The organism is Saccharopolyspora sp. MMCC62 (assembly GCF_057736575.1).
In genome coordinates this window covers 1-17,075 of sequence record NZ_JBYKCM010000008.1, presented here as the reverse complement: position 1 = coordinate 17,075, position 17,075 = coordinate 1, and the positions used below count along the sequence as shown (strand labels likewise).

Annotated in this window: 15 protein-coding genes and 2 riboswitches; of the genes, 4 read left to right on the top strand and 11 right to left on the bottom strand. The window is 71.7% G+C overall.

What is annotated here, in order from left to right:
• Positions 1–10 precede the first annotated feature (10 nt).
• Positions 11–913 (bottom strand): M23 family metallopeptidase, encoded by a 903-nt coding sequence (locus AC29IT_RS18975; protein ID WP_488219648.1) that lies wholly within the window; start codon positions 911–913, stop codon positions 11–13.
• A gap of 909 nt (positions 914–1,822) precedes the next feature.
• Here AC29IT_RS18975 and AC29IT_RS18970 point away from each other — a divergent pair.
• Positions 1,823–2,719, top strand: coding sequence for a sulfite exporter TauE/SafE family protein (locus tag AC29IT_RS18970; protein WP_488219647.1), 897 nt, complete (start codon positions 1,823–1,825; stop codon positions 2,717–2,719).
• 517 nt (positions 2,720–3,236) lie between these two features.
• Here AC29IT_RS18970 and AC29IT_RS18965 read toward each other — a convergent pair.
• On the bottom strand, positions 3,237–4,406 hold the full coding sequence (locus AC29IT_RS18965; protein WP_358437888.1) for an NAD-dependent epimerase/dehydratase family protein: 1,170 nt from the start codon (positions 4,404–4,406) through the stop codon (positions 3,237–3,239).
• Between the two features lie 291 nt (positions 4,407–4,697).
• Between AC29IT_RS18965 and AC29IT_RS18960 the strand changes: the two genes are divergently transcribed.
• Positions 4,698–5,168, top strand: coding sequence for a GtrA family protein (locus tag AC29IT_RS18960; RefSeq protein WP_488219646.1), 471 nt, complete (start codon positions 4,698–4,700; stop codon positions 5,166–5,168).
• Here the strand turns inward: AC29IT_RS18960 and AC29IT_RS18955 are convergent.
• The 9 genes from AC29IT_RS18955 to AC29IT_RS18915 all read right to left on the bottom strand — a co-directional run bounded on the left by AC29IT_RS18955 (position 5,134) and on the right by AC29IT_RS18915 (position 14,461).
• Positions 5,134–5,973, bottom strand: a complete 840-nt coding sequence (locus tag AC29IT_RS18955; protein ID WP_488219645.1) for a glycosyltransferase family 2 protein — start codon at positions 5,971–5,973, stop codon at positions 5,134–5,136. The two genes, AC29IT_RS18960 and AC29IT_RS18955, sit on opposite strands and share 35 nt — an antisense overlap.
• A 19-nt stretch (positions 5,974–5,992) precedes the next feature.
• Complete coding sequence (locus AC29IT_RS18950) at positions 5,993–7,408, bottom strand: hypothetical protein (protein WP_488219644.1); 1,416 nt, start codon at positions 7,406–7,408, stop codon at positions 5,993–5,995.
• On the bottom strand, positions 7,405–8,310 hold the full coding sequence (locus tag AC29IT_RS18945) for an NAD-dependent epimerase/dehydratase family protein (RefSeq protein ID WP_488219643.1): 906 nt from the start codon (positions 8,308–8,310) through the stop codon (positions 7,405–7,407). The genes AC29IT_RS18950 and AC29IT_RS18945 overlap by 4 nt, the downstream gene beginning before the upstream one ends.
• Before the next feature lie 381 nt (positions 8,311–8,691).
• Positions 8,692–9,129 (bottom strand): SRPBCC family protein, encoded by a 438-nt coding sequence (locus AC29IT_RS18940; protein ID WP_358437902.1) that lies wholly within the window; start codon positions 9,127–9,129, stop codon positions 8,692–8,694.
• A 26-nt stretch (positions 9,130–9,155) separates the two neighbouring features.
• Positions 9,156–9,986, bottom strand: coding sequence for a phosphoenolpyruvate hydrolase family protein (locus tag AC29IT_RS18935; RefSeq protein ID WP_358437904.1), 831 nt, complete (start codon positions 9,984–9,986; stop codon positions 9,156–9,158).
• Positions 9,983–11,215, bottom strand: coding sequence for a Tm-1-like ATP-binding domain-containing protein (locus AC29IT_RS18930; protein WP_488219838.1), 1,233 nt, complete (start codon positions 11,213–11,215; stop codon positions 9,983–9,985). The genes AC29IT_RS18935 and AC29IT_RS18930 overlap by 4 nt, the downstream gene beginning before the upstream one ends.
• A 170-nt stretch (positions 11,216–11,385) precedes the next feature.
• Entirely contained in the window at positions 11,386–11,544 is a 159-nt protein-coding gene (locus AC29IT_RS18925) for a hypothetical protein (protein WP_358437907.1), read from the bottom strand.
• A gap of 102 nt (positions 11,545–11,646) precedes the next feature.
• Positions 11,647–12,825, bottom strand: coding sequence for an acyl-CoA dehydrogenase family protein (locus AC29IT_RS18920; RefSeq protein WP_358437910.1), 1,179 nt, complete (start codon positions 12,823–12,825; stop codon positions 11,647–11,649).
• A 46-nt stretch (positions 12,826–12,871) separates the two neighbouring features.
• Entirely contained in the window at positions 12,872–14,461 is a 1,590-nt protein-coding gene (locus AC29IT_RS18915; RefSeq protein ID WP_488219642.1) for a long-chain-fatty-acid--CoA ligase, read from the bottom strand.
• A gap of 228 nt (positions 14,462–14,689) precedes the next feature.
• Here AC29IT_RS18915 and AC29IT_RS18910 point away from each other — a divergent pair, with 228 nt between their 5' ends.
• Positions 14,690–15,322 carry a TetR/AcrR family transcriptional regulator gene (locus AC29IT_RS18910; RefSeq protein WP_358437916.1) on the top strand — a complete coding sequence of 211 codons (633 nt, stop codon included), beginning with the start codon at positions 14,690–14,692 and terminating at the stop codon, positions 15,320–15,322.
• Positions 15,323–15,424: 102 nt separating this feature from the next.
• Positions 15,425–15,553, top strand: a riboswitch (glycine riboswitch).
• Positions 15,554–15,652: riboswitch (glycine riboswitch) on the top strand. It begins immediately after the preceding riboswitch.
• Positions 15,653–15,770: 118 nt separating this feature from the next.
• Positions 15,771–16,883, top strand: coding sequence for a glycine cleavage system aminomethyltransferase GcvT (gcvT, locus tag AC29IT_RS18905; protein WP_488219641.1), 1,113 nt, complete (start codon positions 15,771–15,773; stop codon positions 16,881–16,883).
• Positions 16,884–17,075: the final 192 nt, after the last annotated feature.

Genomic DNA, 17,075 nt, shown 5'->3' with positions numbered 1-17,075 from the left:
GCTCCGGGAGTCACTTCACGGAGATCCCGTGCTGCTGCAGCCACGGCAGCGGGTTGATCTTGCTGCCACCCTGGATCACCTCGAAGTGCAGGTGCGGTCCGGTGGACTGGCCCTTGTTGCCGATCGTGGCGATCTTGTCGCCCGCCTTGACCTGCTCGCCGACGCTCACGTCGATCGTGTTCACGTGGCCGTAGACGGTGATCGTGCCGTCGTCGTGCTGCACCCGCACCCACTGGCCGAAGCCGCTGGCCGGGCCGGCGTTGATGACCTCGCCGTCGTTGACGCTGACGATCGGGGTGCCGATGTTGTTGGCGATGTCGATGCCCTTGTGGGTGCTGCCCCAGCGGGAACCGAACCCGGAGGTGAAGGTGCCGTCGGCGGGCTTGACGTAGCCGCCGCTCGCCTTGGCGGGCTGGGCGGTGGCCGGTTTCGCCGGGACCGCGGCCTCCTTGGCCAGCTCGGCCTGCTTCGCGGCGGCGGCCTTCGCGTCCGCCGCCTCCTTCGCGGCCTTCTGGTCGGCGGCGGCCTGGGCCCGCTCCTGGGCGATCTCCTTGCCCTTGGCCACCTTCTGCGCCTCGTCCTGCGCGGGCTCGGGGGACTGCTGCGGGAGCAGCCGGACCGCGGCCTCGGTCTCGGGGGTGCCGTTCACGGCGGCCGCGAGCTGCTGCTGCGCGGCGGCGTGCTGGTCGGCGACCGGGCGGACGGCCTGGTTCTCGGCGCTCTTGTCCGCGTTGGCGGCCAGCGGCTGGCCGACGGCGGCGAACGCGCCTGCCGCGACGACGGCCGCGGCGATCTTGTTCCGGGTGGAGACCCGGGAGTTGCCGCGCTCGGAACGCGGCCGGAAGGAGTTCAGCAAGGACTCCCGGAGAGCGGTCTTCGGGGTGTGGCCGCTCTCCTGGCGGTGCTTGGCCATGGTCGCCTTTCCGTCTTCGGGGGTGGTCCGATCGCTCCCGCCGGGGGTGCGGGCGAGGACTCTTCGGGGGTGAGTCCTGTTCGTGATCGAACCGTGACGTTCTCAGCGAGAAAGGTAGCTCCGGGTCATCAGCAGCAGCAAGCGATAGCCCGTTAGGTGTATGTACAGCTTGCAATCAGCCGCAATGCACACACTGCGCGTAATCAAACAAGATGACCATTCGATAACGTTCGTGATCTTTCGGCGTCGATCACCGGCTCACCGGGGACGACGTCCGGCGGAGATCGACGACCCGGCGCGATCACCTCCGCGCGATCGGTGATTGCCCCTGGGCACGGACTCGGCGGCCACGCGGCGCAACCGGCCGGCCACGGCCGCGCACCGCGACCACCGGGCCGCGTCGCCGGACGCGGCACCGGCACGCCGAGCGGTCGCGCCGATCCCGGTACCAGCGGCGGAGTGGGTCACCGACCAAGACCGCGAGGGCCCGAAAGTGGTCTTGAGCACAAGCACCGCCACCAGGCCCCGCGCGCCCGGTCAGCGCCCCCAAGTGACCGGCGAGTAACCGATCGCGCCGGGTCTCCCGCACTCTGGGAAGCACATATCGCACGAAGGATTGATCTGATTCACTGAGTGCATGACGCGTGGTGACCAGTGGGGCCTGCTTGCCCAGCGCCTGCACGTCGACCTGCTGCGCGTCAGCTCCGCGGGGTGTCGACCCCGCCGCTGAACTCCCGCACGGCCGCCGCCCGCAACCGGGCGCGCCGAGCCGGGGCGCCGACGCCCTCCTCCTGAGCCGCGTCCGCCCGCGGCCACCGTGCCTCCCCCGAACCGACCACCGCACCGCCCCGGCGCGCGTCCGCGCGCGAGAGAACGGGGGTGCCCGCGCACGCCACCCACGGAGAGATCGTGCAGACCTTCCTGATCTTCGCGCTCGGCGGATTCATCGCCCAGCTCGTCGACGGTTCCCTCGGCATGGCCTACGGGGTGACTTCCACGACCATCCTGCTCACCGCCGGGCTCACGCCCGCGGTGGCCTCCGCCTCGGTGCACCTCGCCGAGATCGGCACCTCCGTCGCCTCCGGCATCTCGCACTGGAAGTTCGGCAACGTCGACTGGCGGGTCGTGCTGATCCTCGGCGTGCCCGGGGCCGTCGGCTCGTTCCTCGGCGCGACCGCGCTGAGCAACCTGTCCACCGAGGCGGCCGAGCCGTGGATGTCCACCATCCTGCTCGCGCTCGGCCTGTACGTGCTGCTGCGGTTCGCGCTGCGCCCGCTGCGCCGCAGGCAGCTGACCGGGGTGAGCTCGAAGCTGCTCGCGCCGCTCGGCCTGGTCGCCGGCTTCGTCGACGCGACCGGTGGCGGCGGCTGGGGTCCGGTGGCGACGCCGACGCTGCTGAGCACCGGCAAGGTCGAGCCGCGCAAGGTCGTGGGCTCGGTGGACACCAGCGAGTTCCTCATCGCCGTGGCCGCCAGCCTCGGCTTCATCATCTCGCTCGCCGACGAACCGCTGTCCTGGGCGACGGTGGCCGCGCTGCTGATCGGTGGCGTGGTCGCCGCCCCGCTGGCCGCCTACCTGGTCCGGATCGTGCCGATGCGGCTGATCGGCGTCGGCGCGGGCGGGCTGATCGTGCTCACCAACGCGCGCACCCTGATCAAGGCGTTCGACCTGCCCGCCCCCACCGCGATCTACGCGGTGATCGTGCTGGCCTGGGTCGCCGCGCTGGCGTTCACCATCACCCGGATCGTGCGCGACCGCCGCGAGGAGCTCCCGGAGGAAGAAGCGAGCGAACCGGTCGGCAGCTGAGCGATGGCCGGTCCCGGACGCCACGGCGCCCGCTCGCGACAGGAGTTCGCGGGCGGGCGTCGTCGTGCTGTTGCTCTCGACCAGAGGTTGTACGGCTACGGATGGCACACGCAGCGTCAGCTTTACCCACGTGTCGTATCGCGCGAGTCATACGAAAGGGCTACGGTTCGGTAGGCCGTGTGGAAGCCCCCCGACACGCGGTAGGCGCCCCGGGTGCGAGAGTGCCCTGCATTCCCGCGCCCGGGACGCCGCTCCCCGTACCTGCGGCCACCGACATGGCCGCGTCGATCTCCACCCGGGAACCGGGGGAACGGCCGGTTGAGCTCCATCGGCGGGCGACCGGCACCACCGATGAAGGATCAACGACGCGTGGCTTCAGTGTGCACGTGAAACTTGGAATATTCCAGGCCTTTCAGCGCACAGTTGGGCCACGACCGGGCATCGGCCCGGGTACCGGCGGAGGTGACGGACGCACGCGCCTCGCGCGCACCTCCGTCACCGTGACGGCTCCGCCCGCTCAGCCGTCCGCGCGCAGCGGGCTGGACGCGGTCCGCCATTGCACCGTCGGGCGCATCGCGCCGAGGTCCACCCGGTCCACGTGCGCCTTCGCGACCCCGAACAGCGAGTCGATCAGCGTGTTCGACAGCAGGTGCGGCTCCAGGCCGAGCTCGACCAGACCGGTGTGCACCACGTTGTAGTGGTGCTCGGACTGCTCGACGCGCGGGTTGTCCAGGTACTCCACCTCGACGCTGCCGTCGAAGCAGTTCGCCACGACCTTCGCGATCTCCCCGACCGAGAAGCTCTCGGTGATCTGGTTGAACACCCGGAACTCGCCCGCGTCCGCCGGGTTCTCCGCCGCCAGCCGGATGCACTCCACGGTGTCCCGGATGTCGATGAGCCCGCGGGTCTGGCCGCCGCTGCCGTACACCGTCAGCGGGTGGCCCAGCACCGCCTGGATGACGAAGCGGTTCAGCACCGTGCCGAAGATCGCGTCGTAGTCGAAGCGGGTCGCCAGCCGCGGGTCCTGCGTCGTCTGCGCCGTCTCCTGCCCGTACACCACGCCCTGGTTCAGGTCGGTGGCGCGCAAGCCCCAGATGCGGCAGGCGAACTCGATGTTGTGGCTGTCGTGCACCTTGCTCAGGTGGTAGAAGGAGCCCGGCTTCTTCGGGAACAGCATCCGGTCGGTCCGCCCCTTGTGCGTGACCTCCAGCCAGCCTTCCTCGATGTCGATGTTCGGCGTGCCGTACTCGCCCATCGTGCCCAGCTTCACCAGGTGGATCGACGGGTCGATCTCCTGGATCGCGAACAGCACGTTGAGGTTGCCGACCACGTTGTTCTGCTGGGTGTACACCGCGTGCTTGCGGTCGATCATCGAGTACGGCGCGGCGCGCTGCTCCGCGAAGTGGACGATGGTGTCCGGGCGGAAGTCCCGCACCATCTCGTAGGTGAAGTCCGCATCGACCAGGTCGCCGTAGTAGGACTTGATGCTCTTGCCCGACACTTCGTGCCACGCGTCGATGCGGGTCTGCATCGGCTCGATGGGCACCAGGCTCTGCACGCCCATCTCGTGGTCGTAGCCGCGCCGGGCGAAGTTGTCGGCCACCGCCACCTCGTGGCCGCGGTCGGACAGGTGCAGAGCGGTCGGCCAGCCAAGGTAGCCGTCGCCCCCGAGGACGAGGATTCGCACGCCTTCTTCTCCTCTACGTTCATTGCGGCGCCACCGCCGGCGGGAGGACCGCGGTGGCAGTTCTTCTCCGAGCACCCGAAACGCCCGGAATCGATCGGCACGGTAGGAATGCGCTGCCAGGAACTGTGCACGAGCCCGCCCCGACAACATCGGGAATGCTCTCATCCTTCAGCCCCGGAACGAAGAGCTGCGCTCCGCCGGACGGAGCGGAAGGGCCCGCGGCGCGCACCGGTATCGTGCGGGCGCGACGCCCCGCCCCGGACGCGGTGGCACGGCTGGAAGGACGCGGCAGTGCAGCAGGCCACCGACACCGCAGCTTCGCGGCGCGGCCACTACTGGCGGCTGATCAGCAGGTTCGCCGCCGCCTCGGTGGTCGCCACCGGCATCAGCCAGCTGGTGTTCATCGGCTCCTACGCGGCCTGGGCGCAGCCGGTGGTCGCCACGGTGCTGGCGTGGCTGGCGGGAGCGGTGCCGAACTTCGTGCTCAACCGCCGCACCTGGGGCGGCGGGGGCCGCGCGGCGCTGCGCGGCGAGATCCTGCGCTACGCGGCGCTGTCGATCGGCACCGCGCTGCTGGCGGCGCTGTCCACCAGCGGCGCGGAACGGCTCGCGGTGCACGCGTTCCCGCACGACCGCCTCCCGCAGGTGGCGATCGTGTGGGGCGCGTTCCTCGGGACCTACCTGGTGATGTTCGTGGTGAAGTTCCTGATCATCGACCGGTTCATCTTCACCGCTCGGGGACGGCCGCCGCGGGCTCGTTGATCCGCTCGGCGGCCGGGCGGTCCTGCGGCTGCGGGGCCGAGCGGCGTTCGCGCAGCCAGGTGCCCAGCACGACCTTCGCGTAGCTGTAGCCGTAGAGCAGGTTGCCGCCCTTCTTGCTCTGCCCGGCGGCGCGCACCAGCATCGTCATCGGCTTCTCCAGCACCCGGTAGCCGCGGGCGAGGACGCCGACGAGCAGCTCCGAGGACTGGTACTGCTGCTGCTCCAGGCGCACCGAGTTCGGCACCTCGATCTTCATGGCCCGGAAGCCGAACGAGGTGTCGGTGATCTTCTGCCGGGTCAGGGCGCTGACCAGCCAGGCGAACACGTGGGTCCCGGCGCGGCGCACCAGGTCGGTGCTCTCGGTGCGGCCGAGGGTGCGGGAACCGGTGACGAAGTCGGCCTCGTCGTCGATCAGCGGCTGCAGCAGTTCCGGCAGTTCCGCGATGTCGTACTGGCCGTCGGCGTCGGTGGTGACCAGGTAGCGGGCCCCGCGCTCGGCGGCGAGCCGGTAGCCCAGCCGCAGCGCAGCTCCCTGCCCGCGGTTGCGGGGGGCCACGCAGGTCAGCGCGCCGTGGCGCAGCGCGACCTCGGCGGTGTCGTCGGTGGCGCCGTCCACGACGACGAGGGTGTCCACGTCCAGCCCGCAGCTCGCCGCGGGCATCCCGTCGAGCACGGCGCCGAGCGCGTCCTGCTCGTTGTAGGCCGCGATGAGCACGACCACCGAGGCGAACCGGCGGTCGCCGTAGCGCTCGGCGAAGCCGTCGAAGGCGGCCCGGTCGACCTCGTCGGGGAAGGTCGTGGACATGGTGTTCTCCTTCAGGTGTTCAGTCGGATGAGCGGGACGGCCCGGTGATCGCGGTGAGGGCGAGCCCGGCCGCCAGCGGCAGCAGGACGAGGCCGGGCAGCTGGTAGCGCCACGAGAACTCCATCGCCGCGGCGGTGGCCAGCACCGTCGTGGCCAGTCCCGCGGGCAGCAGCACCACGGCGCGCAGCCCGCTGCGGCGGGCGCGGCCCGCGCCCAGCACCGCCGCCGCGGACAGCAGCAGGCAGCCGCCGAGGACGATGCCCGGGGTGTAGCCGCCGCCGAGCTGGTAGGCGCGCAGGAATCCGCCGATCGCGGGGTCGACGCGCAGCGTGCCGTCCCCGTGCAGCTCGGCCCACTCGGTCACGTACCAGGGGTCGGCGTACATCGGGTAGTCGGTGGTGAACTGCCAGCGGGCGAGCGGCACGTCCCCCGGCGATTGGGTGCGGGTGGGCGCGAAGCCCTTGAGGAAGTCCTGCACGAAGCCGCCGAGCACGTCGAACGGCTGGTGCAGCAGGACTTTCCGCGCCATCCCGCTCTGCGCGGCGTTGAGGTCGAAGTCGTCCGGCAGGGAGCGCGTGTTGGCGGGCACGTGCCAGAAGTGGATGTAGAAGTCGATGCCGTTCGCCGCCCGCGCCGCCACCGGCTCGTTCGGGCACACCACCGCTTCTTCCGGGGTGAGCCCGAGCGCCGCGCAGTCGGCGACGGCGGCGGTGCGCCCGAAGACGACGCTGCCGGTGGAGCCGCCCAGCGCGGGGCTCCCGGTCCACGCCAGGTGGTACATCGCGTAGCAGAACAGCACTCCGGCGAACGCCCCGGCGAGTGCTCCGGCGGCGCGCAGCCGGAGCCGCCAGCCGTCCCGCGGCCGCAGCCCGGCGGCCAGCAGCACGAAGGCGACCGCCGGGACGACCAGCGTGAGGCCCACCAGCCGGACCAGCACCGAGGCGGCCAGCAGCAGCCCGGCGATCGCGGCGGTGCGCGGACCGGGGGTGCCGCGCCAGGCCAGCACGAAGATCACGGCCAGCAGCAGGACCTGGAACAGCAGGTCCGACATGATGTTGTGCTCGATCTGCACCTGGTAGGCGTCCAGCAGCACCGGCGCGGTGGCGAGCGCGGCGATCCAGCGCCGGGCGCCGAACCGCAGCAGCAGCACGTAGATCGCCACGCCCAGCGCCAGCCCCAGCAGGTGCTGCACGACCGCCACCAGCGCCAGGTTCCCCACCAGCAGCAGCGGCCCGAGCAGCAGGACCTCGTAGCCGACGGGGTTGATGCCGCCCGGGTAGAACACGCCGAGGTCGTCGAGGTAGCGGAACGAGTCGATGTAGAGCAGCGCCGGGCGGTAGGCCAGCTGCGCGAGCACGCGCAGCACCACGCCGCCGATCAGCAGCAGCGCGAGCAGCCAGTGCGCGCGGAGGAGCCGCGCCGGCGCCGCGGTCACGGCGCCCCGGTGGCCGCGCGGAAGTCGTCCCACACGGTCCGCAGCCCGTCGGTCAGGTCCACCGAGGGCGCGTAGCCGAGCTCGCGGCCCGCCTTGGCGACGTCCACGATCACCGCGGGCATCTCGCCGTTCTTGGCGGGCACGTGCGTCACGGGCAGCGCCGCTCCGGTGGCGGCGCGCACCGCGTCGATCAGCTCCAGCACCGAGATGGAGCGCCCGGAGCCGATGATGGCGGTGCCGCCGTACTCCTTGTCGCAGGCGGCGAGGATGCCCTGCACCACGTCGTCGACGTGCACGAAGTCGCGGCTCTGCGCACCGTCGCCGTAGACCTCGACGCCCTCGCCCGCCAGCGCGGCGCGCATCAGCCGCGGGATGAAGCTGTCCTTGCGCCCCATGCCGGGCCCGTAGATGTTGGTGAACCGCAGCGCGGTGGTGGCGATGCCGTAGGAGCCCGCGTAGCCGGACAGCAGCATTTCGCAGGCGGCCTTCGTCGCCCCGTACGGCGTGAGCGGGCGCAGCGGGAGGTCTTCGGAGATGGTGCCGTGCCCGATGTCGCCGACGACGGCGTTGGTGGAGGCGAGCACGAACCGGCCGACGCCGCGCTGCCGCGCGAGTTCGAGCAGCCCCTGGGTGACCTCGACGTTGGCCCGGTAGGTCTCGGCGGGCTGGTCCACGGAGCGCAGCACCGAGGTGATCGCGGCGAGGTGCACGATCGCGGTGGTGCCCTCGGTGACGGCGGCGTCGCGGACCGCGGGATCGGTGAGGTCGCCCGCGACGTGGGTGATGAGCTCGCCGGGTTCGGCGGGTTCCTGGACGTCGACGACGGTGACCGGGGTGCCGCGTCCGGTCAGCGCGCGGACGACGGCTCGGCCGACGAAGCCGGAGCCGCCGGTGACCACCACCCCGCCGCTACTCTGCGTCCCGGAAGTCTCGGGGGCCGTCGCTCGTTCGGGGGTTGTCTCACTGCTTGGCACGGCTGAACTCTAACGGGCCGCCGCCAAGAGCTGTCAGCTAGCCCACACCGGTCGTCCACCGAATGGCAGCTTGCGCAACACCCGCACGATCCCCGCGGACCGTCCGGCGTCTCCCCCTGTCCGCTCGGCGGCGAAGCCGCCGAACAGCGACCACCAGAGCAACCGGACCACCCGCGGGTTCTCAGCGATTCCCTCGCGAGGACGGCGTTCCCTCCTGCGGCGGAGCCACCGGTGCGAACGATCCCGCAGCGGGGGAACCGCTGAGGTTCCGCCACCCCACCCCTGCGAAGCAGGGGAACGAGCGAGCACTCAGCTCGCGTAGTGGTCCGCGAGGGCTTTGAGCCCTGGGCCGAAGACCCCACCCCCGAAGATCTCGTCCAGCTTCGCCTCGTCCGCCCCCTCGGCGTCGTAGTCGGCGTACCACTCGACGAACGAGTCGCCGGTCGCGGTGATCGGCAGCACCCGGATGGTGCTGCGGTACGAGCGCACCGGGAACGGGCCTTCGGTGATCTCGTAGGTGCAGGAGCGGGCGGTGTCGTCGAGCCCGACCAGCCGTTCCCGCACCACTCCGCCATCGCCGACGACGAGCCTGCGCACGGCGCCGAGTTCGGTCGGGGACGCACCGCTCTCCAGCTCGCCGGAACCGATGGCGGGGTGCCAGCCGGGCAGCCCGCCGAAGTCCCGCACCAGCGCCCACACCTCGTCGGCCGCCGCCGGGACCACCCTGCTCGCGTAGGACCTCGCCATCACGCCCTCCTCGTCGTCGTGCGCCGTCAGCGCTTGAGGTTCTTGAACTCCCTGGTGCGTTCGGTGAGCGCCTGCTCCACCGGGAGCCGTTCCATGCTGCTGGCCCCGTAGAAGCCGTGGCAGCGCTTGGTGCGGCCCAGCACGTAGGCCGCATCGGCCGGGGTGGCGATGGGGCCGCCGTGGCACAGCACGAGGACGTCTTCCCGCACGTCGGCGGCGGCCGCGGACCACTCGTCGATCAGCGCCACGCAGTCGTCGAGGTCCTTCGCGGTCTCGGCGCCGATCGATCCGCCGGTGGTGAGGCCGAGGTGGCACACCACGATGTCGGCGCCCGCGGCGGTCATGGCGCGGGCGTCGTCGGCGGAGAACACGTAGGGCGTGGTGAACAGGTCGGCGTCGCGGGCCGCGGCGACCAGGTCGACCTCCAGCCGGTAGCTCATGCCGGTCTCCTCCAGGTTCTCCCGGAAGGTGCCGTCGATGAGCCCGACGGTGGGGAAGTTCTGCACCCCGGCGAAGCCGAGTTCCCGCAGCCGCGCCAGGAACGGCCCGGTGAGCAGGAACGGGTCGGTGCCGTTGACCCCGGCGAGCACCGGGGTGCGGCGCACCACCGGCAGCACTTCGCTCGCCATCTCCACGACGATCTCGTTGGCGTTGCCGTAGGCGAGCAGCCCGGCGAGCGAGCCGCGTCCGGCCATCCGGTAGCGGCCGGAGTTGTACAGCACGATCAGGTCGATGCCGCCGGATTCCTCGCACTTGGCGGACAGGCCGGTGCCCGCACCGCCACCGATGATCGGTTCGCCCCGGTCGGCCATGCCTCGGAACCGGCGCACCAGGGTCTCCCGGTCGAACCGCGTCATGCCGTGCTCCCTTCCTCCGGCCGCACTTCGCGGAGCGCGGTGAGCAGCGCGGCCACGAACCCGTCGTCGTTGATGGCGTGCGGGACGCGCCGCAGCCGCCGCAGTTCGGTCTGGTGCACTTCCGCTTCGAGCGTCTCGAACAGGACCTCGTCGGCGGCCGGGTCGTGGAACGGCTGCCCCGGGACGTCGAGCAGCGAGACGCCGCCTTCGGGCAGCAGGAACCGCACCGGGCCGGTGCAGGCGTTGAGCTTCGCCGCGAGGAACCGGGCGATCTCCCGGCATTCGTCCGGCGTGGTGCGCATCAACGTGACCTGCGGGTTGTGCTCGTAGAGCAGCCGGTTCCGGTAGCGCTCGGGCACGGTGTCCGGCGCCCCGAAGTTGACCATGTCGAGGGCGCCGCAGGAGCCGACGTAGGGCACGCCGCTGCGGGCGACCTCGTCCAGCCGGGTCTCGCCCGCGCTCATCACTCCCCCGGCGATCAGGTCGCACACCTCGGTGGTGGTGATGTCCAGGACCGCTTCGACGCGCCCGTCGGCGACGAGCTTCTCCATGGCGCGCCCGCCGGTCCCGGTCGCGTGGAACACCAGCGGGTCGTGCGCGCCGGCGAGCCGGTTCGCGGTCTCGGTGACGCAGGGCGTGGTCACCCCGAACATCGTCAGCGCCACCGCGGGCAGCTGCTCCACGGCGGGCACCGTGTTGCGCACGGCCCCGGCCAGCGCGTGCGCGGCGTTGCCGAGCACCTGGCGGGAGATCCGGTTGAGCCCGGCGACGTCGGTGACCGCCGGGAACATCGCGATGTCCGACGCGTCCACGTAGGACGAGATGTCGCCGGAGGCCACCGTCGACACCACCAGCTTCGGCACCCCCACCGGCAGCGCCCGCAGCGCGGGGGTGATCAGCGCGGTGCCGCCGGAACCGCCCAGCCCGAGCACGCCGCCCACGCCCGGCACTCCGACCACGCCGTACCGCGCCACCAGCCACCGCTCGAACGCCAGCGCCATCGCGACCACGGCCGTGCCGCGATCACCGGTGAACACCGCCCCGGCTCCGCGCGGGTGCGCGGCGGCGACCTCGGCGGCGGGCACGTCGGGGGCGTCGGCGGACTCCGCGCCGGAGGTGCTCACGTCGACGGTGATCACCTCGACGCCCGCGTCGGCGACGAGCCCGGCGACGTAGCGCAGCTCGGCGGCCTTCGTGTCGAACGTGCCCACCACGTAAGCCCGGCTCATCGCACCGCCTTCGGTTCGGCTGACCACCTCACCGAACCCTACTGCGGACGACCACCCCGCACAGCCCGCTGATCACCGCCCGGGCACGGCTCCGATCGGCGCGGCCGGAGCCGGTGGACGCACGACGACGGCCCCCGGCGGGAACCGGGGGCCGTCGGGGTCGGGCGGGGTCAGTGGCCCTTGTTCTTGCCACCGCCGAGGAAGCGGTTCTTCACCTGTTCGATCTTGGCCTTGTTCTTCGGGTCGCTCGCGTACTGCTTGGCCTGGTCGATCGCCTTCTTGCCCTGCGGGCTCTTGGCGAAGTCGGTCACCTTCTTGAACAACGACATAGCAGCTCCCAGTCGGGCCGGTCGATCACGCAGCGCCCAGGTTACCGGCGAATCGGACACCCGATCGAGGGTGTGACCGGGCCGATCCGCCGCGTCCCCGGATCAGCCGAGCACCCCGCCGACCTGGGCGTGCCCCTTGAGCAGGTTGCGGGCGATGGTGCGGCGCTGGATCTCGTCGGTGCCCTCGAAGATGCGCAGCAGCCGGATGTCCCGGTACCAGCGCTCGATGGGCAGCTCGCGGGTGTAGCCCATGCCGCCGTGGATCTGCAGCATCCGGTCCACGATCTCGTTCGCCCTGGTGCCGCCGTAGAGCTTCGCGATGGACTGGGCGTGCCGGGAGTCGGCGCCCTGGTCGACCTGCCACGCGGCCTGCAGCACCAGCCAGCGCAGCGCCTCGATCTCCACCGCCGAGTCCGCGATCATCCACTGGATGGCCTGCCGGTCGGCGATGGGCGCCCCGAACGTCTGCCGGTTGCGGGCGTAGTCCATCGACATGTCCATCATCCGCTCGCAGCCGCCGAGGGCGCGGGCGGGCAGCAGGTAGCGGCCGCGGCCGATCCACTGCATGGCCAGCTTGAACCCGCCGCCGACCTCGCCGAGCACGTTCTCCTCCGGCACCCGGACGCCGTCGAAGACCAGCGCGGCGGGCTGGCGGTCCCACTCGCCCATGATCTCGATGGGTTCCGACTTCCAGCCGGCCTCCCGGTCGGCGAGGAAGCAGGTGACGCCGCCGTCGGCGCCCTTCTCCTTGTCGGTGACGGCGAAGACCATGGTGAAGTCGGCGTCGATGCCGCCGGTGATGAACGTCTTCTCCCCGTCGATCACCCACTCCGAGCCCTCCTTCCGGGCCGTGGTGCGCAGGTTCTTCGCGTCCGAACCCGCGCCCGGCTCGGTGATGGCGAAGCAGGACTTCCGCTGCCCCTCGATGGTGGGCACCAGGTAGCGCTGCTTCTGCTCCTCGTTGGCGTGGTAGAGGATGTTGTCCGCGTACCCGCCGAAGCTGAACGGCACGAACGTGCGGCCCAGCTCGATCTCGATCAGGGCGGTGAGCACGGCGGAGAGGTCCATCCCGCCGTACTCCTCGGGCGTCTGCACGCCCCAGAAACCGGCGTCGCGCGCCTTCTGCCGCAGCTCCGCGAGCTCCTCGCGGGTGAGGCCGCGCTCGTGGTTGCGCTCGCGGCGCAGCACCTCGGGCTCCAGCGGCACCAGCTCGCGCTGCACGAACGTGCGCACCCAGTCGCGGATGTCGCGTTCGGTCTCGGACAGGGAGAAGTCGACCATCGGTGGCGGGTCCTTTCGGCGAGGCCGGGTGTGGGGAGGTCGGGGGTCAGGAGGTTTCGGCGATGCGGCTGCGCAGTTCCCGCTTGAGCACCTTGTGGCTGGGGCCCAGCGGCAGCTCGTCGACGAACACGACGCGGCGCGGGTACTTGTGGTGCGCGGTCTGCTCGGCGGCCCAGGCGATGATGGCCTTGCCGAGCGCCTCGTCCGGGTCCTCGCCGCGTTCGGGCACCACGACCGCGCACACCTCCTCCCCGCGCCCCGGGTCGGGCAGGCCGATCACCGCGCACTGCGCGACGGCCGGGTGCCGGATCAGCAGCTCCTCCACCTCGCGCGGGTAGATGTTGTAGCCGTTGCGGATGATCAGGTCCTTCTTGCGGTCCACGATCGACAGGTAGCCCTCGGCGTCCTTGACGCCCATGTCGCCGGTGCGGAACCACCCGTCGACGACCGCCGCCGAGGTGGCCTCGGGGTCGTCGAGGTAGCCGGCGAACACGTTGTGGCCGCGGACCACGACCTCGCCGGTCTCCCCGGCGGGCAGCAGTTCGATCCGGTCCTCCACGGACGGTTCGGCGATCTCCACGTCGATGCCCCACAGCGCGTGCCCGACGGTGCCTGCGCGCGGCCCGAACGCGGGCTGGTTCACGGTGGCGGTGGGCGAGGTCTCGGACAGCCCGTAGCCCTCGTGGATCGGGGCGCCGAAGCGCCGCTGGAACCGCTCCAGCACCGCCACCGGCAGCGCCGCGCCACCGGACACGCACATCCGCAGCGAGGACAGGTCGTCGTCGTCCCCGGCGGCCTCCAGCATCCGGATGTACATGGTGGGCACGCCGTTGAGCTGGGTGATCCGCCGGTCCCGGATGAGCCGCAGCGCCTCGGCCGGGTCGAACTTCGGCTGCAGCACCAGCGTCGCGCCCGCCCGGAACGTGGTGTTCAGCGACACGGTCTGGCCGAACACGTGGAACAGCGGCAGGCAGCCGAGGACGCGATCCTCGCGCCGGGTGTCGTTGGCGTCGAAGGCGTTCACCGTCGCGTTCAGCACCAGGTTGAGGTGGGTGAGCACCGCGCCCTTCGGCCTGCCGGTGGTGCCGCTGGTGTAGAAGATCACCGCCGGGTCGTCGGGCCCGCGGGTCATGAAGGAGCGGACCGGCTCGGCCGCGGCGGCCACCTCGGTCAGCGAGTCCGGCGTCTCCGGACCGGGCACCGCCGGGCCGACCGACACCAGCGGGATGCCCGCGCGGCGCGCCGATTCGGCGGCGAGCGCCAGCTGGCTCGTGTGCCCGATGACGAGCTTCGCGCCCGAGTTGCGCAGCAGGTACGCCGCCTCATCCGGGACCAGCAGCAGCGGCACCGGCACCACGACCGCGCCCGCGGTGAGCACGGCGTAGTAGGCGCGCACGAAGTCGATGACGTTGGGCGCCACGATCGCCACCCGGTCGCCCGGTTCGACGCCGCGGGCCAGCAGGGCCGCCGCGTGCGCCCGGACCTGCTCCCACAGCTCGCCGTAGGTCACCTGCTGCTCGCCCTCGACGACCGCGGTGTCCGCCGGGCGGAGCCGGGCCGGTTCGGCGAGGACCGAGGCGAGCGACAGCGTGGTGTGCGGCTCGACCCGCGCCGGGGACTCGTCGTCGTTGACCATCGTCCACCTCCGTGAGGACGTCGCCGGTCCACCGTTGGACATCCGGCGACTAACGTCGTTAGTTTTCGGACTCTAGGACCACCCCGCGGACCGCGGCAAGGGCCGCGCACCGGACACTGATCGACACGTTCCGCAGCGGACGCGGGCGGGCGCGGCGGTTGCCGGAGGGGTGCCCGAGAGGTGCCCGAGGGGCGCCGACCGGCGGCGGACGGCAGGCAGGAGCGCGGCATGGGCAGACCCAAGAGCCCCCAGCTCACCCGCGAGCGCATCCGCGAGCACGCGCTGGCGATCATCGACGGGCAAGGTCTCGAAGCGCTGTCCATGCGCAGGCTCGCCGACTCCCTCGGCGTCCGCGCCGCCTCGCTCTACAACCACGTCGCCACCAAGGAAGCGCTGCTGCACGACGTCGCGGACGGCGTGATGGCCGCCGTCGACACGAGCGGCTTCGCCATCGACTGGCCCACCGGGCTCACCCGATGGGCCCGCTCCTACCGGGCCGCGCTCGCCGCCCACCCCAACCTGGTGCCGTTCATGGCGTCCGGCCCGGCCCGGCGGGAGAACTCGCTGCGCCGCGCCGACGCCGTGCACGGCGGGCTGACCGGCGCGGGCTGGCCGCAGCGGTACGCCACGATGATCGGCGCCTCCACCAAGTTCCTGGTGCTCGGCGCGGCGATGGGCTCGTTCGCGGGCGGGTTCGTCGACGACGCCGAGGTCTACGAGGACCGGTTCCCGCACCTGCGCGGCGCGCACCTGCTGCGCGAGCACGCCGCCGAGATCGACGACGACAGCTTCGAACTGGCGCTGCGGGCGCTGGTGGACGGCCTCCGCGCCCAGCACGCCCGCCTGTTCCCGCAGCGCTGAACCCCGCGCGCGGCGACGGGATCACGCTCACGTTCGGTTGACTGCGCTGCGTGATCTCCGTAGCGTTCCGGAGCACAACACAACACCGGACTACAACGCCGACGACGTCGTGCGGGAGAGTCTGCGCCCCGCCAGGAGCCCCTGGTCCGTGCAGGATGCGATTCCTGGGTGCAGCGCCGAAGGAGCAATCCTCCCCACCAAACTCTCAGGCCCCGCTACCGCGCGACACCAGGCGATCACGGAGAAAAGCAGGGACCCGTGTCCCTCGCCCATGGTGCAAGCCGCCCTCGTGCGCGGTGAAACTCTCAGGCCAATGACTCCGGGGAGACCGGCAGCGCACGCCCGCGCCCATCGCCGTCGGAGGACCCCGGATATGGTTTCTGCTGGAAGTGGCCGCAACCGGTCCCCCTCGGACGTGATCGGTGCCCACCAGGAGGAGTTCCGCACCATGACGTCGTCGCCCCCAGCTCCGCGACGGACACCGCTGCACGAGGTCCACGAGTCCCTCGGCGCGCACTTCACCGACTTCGCGGGCTGGCGGATGCCGGTCCGCTACTCCGGGGACACCGCGGAGCACCAGGCGGTGCGGACGGCGGCGGGGCTGTTCGACCTCTCGCACATGGGCGAGATCGAGATCAGCGGCCCGGAGGCGGCCGCGGCGCTCGACCACGCGCTCATCGCGAACGCGTCCGCGATCACGGTGGGTCGCGCCCGCTACACCATGCTGTGCAACGCCGAGGGCGGCGTGCTCGACGACCTGATCGTCTACCGGCTGGACGAGCAGCGGTTCCTGGTGGTCGCCAACGCCGCCAACGCGACCGTGGTCTCCGCCGAGCTCGCCGAACGCGTCGCCGGGTTCGACGCGGTGCACCGGGACGTCTCCGACGACTACGCGCTGATCGCCGTGCAGGGGCCGGAATCGGTGGCGATCTTGGCGCCGCTGACCGAGACCGACCTGTCCGCCGTGAAGTACTACGCCGGGTACCCCGGCGAGGTCGCCGGGAAGCAGGTGCTGCTGGCGCGCACCGGCTACACCGGTGAGGACGGCTTCGAACTGTTCACCTCGCCCGCGGACGCGCCCGCGGTGTGGCGCGCGCTGACCGACTCCGGTGCCGAGCGCGGGCTGATCCCGGCGGGGCTGTCCTGCCGGGACACGCTGCGGCTGGAGGCGGGCATGCCGCTGTACGGCAACGAGCTGTCCGCTGCGCTCACCCCGTTCCACGCGAACCTGGGGCGCGTCGTGAAGCTGGACAAGCCCGGTGACTTCGTCGGCAAGGCCGCGCTGGCGAAGGTCGCGGAGGCTCCGACGGAGCGCACCCTGGTGGGGCTGCGCACCGACGCGCGCCGCGCGCCCCGGCACGGCTACCCGGTGCTCGCCGACGGCACCGAGATCGGCGAGATCACCAGCGGCGCCCCGTCCCCGACGCTCGGCCACCCGATCGCGATGGCCTACGTGGACCGCGCGCACAGCGCGCCCGGTACCGCGGTGCAGGTCGACATCCGCGGCAAGTCCATCGACGCCGAAGTCGTGGCGCTGCCGTTCTACCGCCGCGAGGCCTGACGAACGCCCGCAACGGGCGCGAGAACCTTGACCGGACCGCGCCGGACCCGTCCGGCGCAGCCCAGATCGAACACCAGGAGGCAATTGCTCATGTCGACACCGGACCTGTTCAACGACCGGCTTGCGGTGGTGGATCCGGAGGTGGCCGCTGCTGTGGGGGCGGAGCTGGGTCGTCAGCAGAACACGTTGGAG